The 3,951-nt window shown below is 73.3% G+C and carries 4 protein-coding genes and 1 pseudogene; all 5 read right to left on the reverse strand.

The genetic code is table 11. The features are described 5' to 3' along the window. Nucleotides 1-446, reverse strand: a 446-nt coding sequence (locus PSH25_RS23805) for a methionyl-tRNA formyltransferase (RefSeq protein WP_274527868.1), incomplete at its 3' end; no start/stop codon positions are given. A 5-nt stretch (nucleotides 447-451) separates the two neighbouring features. Then, on the reverse strand, nucleotides 452-1,009 hold the full coding sequence (gene def, locus PSH25_RS23810; RefSeq protein WP_238661185.1) for a peptide deformylase: 558 nt from the start codon (nucleotides 1,007-1,009) through the stop codon (nucleotides 452-454). A 45-nt stretch (nucleotides 1,010-1,054) separates the two neighbouring features. Next, nucleotides 1,055-2,323, reverse strand: coding sequence for a cytochrome P450 (locus tag PSH25_RS23815; RefSeq protein WP_238661186.1), 1,269 nt, complete (start codon nucleotides 2,321-2,323; stop codon nucleotides 1,055-1,057). A gap of 177 nt (nucleotides 2,324-2,500) precedes the next feature. Then, nucleotides 2,501-3,484 carry an AAA family ATPase gene (locus tag PSH25_RS23820; protein ID WP_238661187.1) on the reverse strand — a complete coding sequence of 328 codons (984 nt, stop codon included), beginning with the start codon at nucleotides 3,482-3,484 and terminating at the stop codon, nucleotides 2,501-2,503. A gap of 257 nt (nucleotides 3,485-3,741) precedes the next feature. Then, a pseudogene (locus tag PSH25_RS23825) lies at nucleotides 3,742-3,951 on the reverse strand (primosome assembly protein PriA); the annotation flags it as partial.

The following is a 3,951-nucleotide window of genomic DNA, read 5'->3' on the forward strand; positions in this document are numbered from 1 at the left end:
CCGGAGACCGGCGTGCTGTCACCGCGCTCCACCAACGGGAAGACGCTGGCCCCGCGCAGCTCGTCACCGTGCAGCACGGCGGGCTGCACGGGCGCGGCGCCGCGCCACGCCGGCAGCAGGGAGAAGTGCAGGTTGATCCAGCCGTGCCGGGGGATCTCCAGGGCCGCCGGCGGCACCAGCGCGCCGTAGGCGACCACCGGCACGCAGGCCGGCTCCAACTCGCGCAGCCGGTCGAGGAACTCCGGGTCGCGGGGGCGGGCCGGCGTGAGCACCTCGACGCCGTGCTCGTCGGCCCACGCGCCGACCGGGGAGCGGGACAGGCCCCGCCCACGCCCGGCGGGCGCGTCGGGCCGGGTGACCACGGCCACCAGCTCGTGTCGGGAGGCGGCGACGGCGGCCAGGGCGGGCACGGCGACGGCCGGCGTACCGGCGAAGATCACGCGCATCCGGGTCAGCGCCCCAGACCGAAGGGGTCGCTGAGGTGCGGGCTGAGCTTGACCGTGGGCGGGGCCGCCGCGTCGTACCACTCGGCCTGGCGGATCGCCTTCATGGCTTCCTTGCGCCTCTCCGGGTCCAGTCGGTCCAGGAAGAGCACGCCGTCGAGGTGGTCGGTCTCGTGCTGCACGCAGCGCGCCATCAGGCCGGTGCCGACGATCTGCATCGGGTCGCCGAACGAGCTGAAGCCCTTGGCGACGACGTTCTGCCGGCGCTTGGTGTCGAAGTAGAGCCCGGGGATCGACAGGCAGCCCTCCGGGCCGTCCTGCTCCTCCTCGTCGGGGAACTCCAGCACCGGGTTGATCAGGTGCCCGAGGACGTCGTCGACGTCGAAGGTGAACACCCGCAGGCTCACACCGAGCTGCGGCGCGGCCAGGCCGGCGCCGTTCTGCTCACGCATCGTGTCGGTGAGGTCGGCCACGAGCCGACGGAGCTCGGCGTCGAAGTCGACCACCGGATCGGCCGGCGTGCGCAGCACCGGATCCCCAAACAGACGGATGGGCTGGACGGTCACGCGGGACGGCTCCTTCTTCGGGTGGACGAGCGGTGCTGTACCAGTCTACGGAGTGCCCGGCCGGACGCCGGGCGGCGCACCTCGGTCAACCACCGCCGGTGTGCCCAGCGTCACCGGCAGGCTCTCGTAGCCACGCAGGGTCAGCCGCGTCCGGTGCCGGGGCGGCTCGGCCAGAGCCAGCTCGGGCAGGCGGCGCAGCAGCATCGGGAAGGCCAGCTGCGCCTCCAGCCGGGCCAGGCCCGCGCCGAGGCAGTAGTGCGGGCCGGCGCCGAAGGACAGCGGGTGCGCCTGGCCACGGGTCGGGTCGAAACGCTGCGGGTCGGGAAACCGGCGCGGGTCCCGGTTCGCCGCGCCGAGCAGCAGCAGCGCCGTGCTGCCGGCCGGCAGGTCGAGCCCGCCGCAGCGCACCGGCGCGGTGCTGGTCCGGGTGGTCAGCTGCACAGGCGAGTCGTAGCGCAGCAGCTCCTCGACGAACGCCGGGGCGAGCGTGGGATCGGCGCGCAGCTCGGCGGCGGCGGCCGGGTGACGCAGCAGCACGACGAGACCGTTGCCGAGCAGGTTGGTGGTGGTCTCGAAGCCGGCCACCAGCAGCACCACCAGATTCGCCAGCAGTTCGGCACCGGTGAGCCGGTCGCCGTCGGCGTCGTGCACCTGGACCAGCGCGGTGGTCAGGTCGTCGGCCGGCGCCCGCCGCCGGGCGACGATCAGCTCGACGAAGTAGTCGCGCAGCTCGGCGGCGCCCGCGTCGGCGACCGTCAACTCCTCGGGGGTTATCTCCGGCTCCAGCACCCCGGTCAGGTCACCGGCCCAGCGGCGAAACTGCGGCCGGTCGGCCGCGGGTACGCCGAGCAACGCGCAGATCACCCCGACCGGCAGCGGGTACGCGAAGTCGGCCAGCACGTCGACCGGAGCGCAGTCCTCGGCACGGGAGACCATCGCGTCGAGCAGTTCCTCGGCCTGTGCCCGCACCACGTCGCGCATTCCGGCGATCCGACGCGGACTGAACGCCCCGGCGGCCAGCCGCCGCATCCGACTGTGGTCGGGCGGGTTGGTCCGCAGCATGGACCGGGCGATCGACGACACCGCGGGGCTCTGCCGCCAGTTCGGCCAGACCTGGTCACGCAACGCGTCGTCGAGCACCCCGAGCCGGGGGTCGCGCAGCAGTTCGTCGGCCTCCGGGTAGCCGGTCACCACGTACAGGCCCGGCAACGCCTGCACCACCGGCCCGTGGGCGCGCAGCCGCTCGTACGTCGGGTACGGGTCCACGCGCCCCTGCGGTGACATGAGCAGTGTGAGCGCTTCGGCAGCCTCCATGGCCGGCCTCCCCCGTCGATGCGTCGGAGGCTCCATCATCCCGGTGCGGCCACCATCCGGCAGCCCTCGGCGCCGGGCGGTCGAGCCCGACGGCTCAAGCGCCGGCGGCTCCGGCCCCGACGCGCAGCGCGGTGGACCATCGAACCGGTGGCCGCAGCGACCGCCGGCAGCCAGGGCTCAGGCGCTGGCGGCCGGGTCCCCGGCGAGCACCGCGTCACCACGGAGCAGCGCCGGCTCGGGCAGCGGCAGTTGGATCTTGTGAGCCGCCTCCCAGTCGTAGATCAGGCCGGGACGCACCTGGGCGGCGAAGTAGTCGATGGCGGTCATCCCACCCACCACCGGCTCGTCGACCTCGGCCACCAGCTGGGCGGGGACCAGGGAGAACCCGTTCTGCAGGGCGGCGCTGAGGCGGCGGTGACCGTCGACGACGAAGAAGTACTCGCCGGTGAACCCGATCTTCAGCGGTTCGAGCGCCTCGTCGCCGGCCTCGGCCACCCCACCGACGAAGTCGGTGTCCCACAGCCCTCGCAGGGTGGCGATGTCCTCGGTCGGGTAGACCCGGGCCGGGTCCAGCAGCAGCAGCGGCGGCGCGTCGCGCAGCACCTCGGCGCCGAGCGTGCCCTCGTACGCGGCAACGATGTGCTCGATCACCTCGGCGGCGGACGCCCGGGTGGTGTCGCAGATCAGGTCATAGTTGCGCAGCCGGGCCTTGTCCACCCCGTAACGGATGATGAACCGGCTGCGCTCGCTCGCGCTGCGCTCCCGGAGCTTGGCCTTGGCCTCGTCCAGGGAGGCGTAGCTCTCCGCCGGCCCGGAGGGTCGGGCGAGCACCCGGCGGGCCGCCTCGCCCGGCTCGGTGATCATGTGCACCTTGAGCGCGTCGGTGAAGAAGTGCCAGGCCAGCCGGGAGTCCATGACGAGCCGCTCACCGGAGGCGGCGATGTCCCGCTGGAGCTGGTCGACGTAGCCGTCGACGGCCTGGTCGAGCTCGGCGTGCAGGTTGAGCTGCAACGCGGTCATCTGCCGCTGCTGCGCCATCTCCCGGTAGAGGTCCCCCACGCTGACCCGGCGCATGCCGAGCCGCTTGGCGATCTCGACCGACACGGTGCTCTTGCCGCTGCCGAGGTCGCCGTTGAAGACGATCGATTGTCCAACGGTCACGACTGGTCCACCCCTGATCACCGGCTCATTGACATCATCGACCTCGCGCCCGACCGACGCGTTCCCGCCATCGTCGCGCCATCCCGCGACGGCTCCAGCTCGGCGCGGCTGACGCCCCCTCGAAACCTGGAGCCCGTCGTACGCCTCGGCATGACGGGCGATGCTACCACTCGGCCGCCACCGCTTTGCCGGACGCGGTGTGCGAGCGGCCACCGCGGCGGGCGAGGTCCGCCACCGTCGGCACCGGCCGAAACTGCTCAGAACAGGCTCAGCGGATCGACCTGGAGACGAACCGGATCGGCGGCCTTGCGGGCTGCCCGAACGCCGGCGGCCGAGTGCAACGCCTCGGCGAGCGCGGCAGCCCGGGCCCGGGGAACCCGGACCAACATCCGCTCCCGGCCCTCCTCGGCCGGCACCGGCCCGAGCACCTCGGCGTCGTCCGGCAGAGGAGGGCCGGGAGCGGATGT

This window comes from Micromonospora foliorum (genome assembly GCF_022229015.1).
GTDB classification, from domain to species: Bacteria; Actinomycetota; Actinomycetes; order Mycobacteriales; family Micromonosporaceae; genus Micromonospora; species Micromonospora foliorum.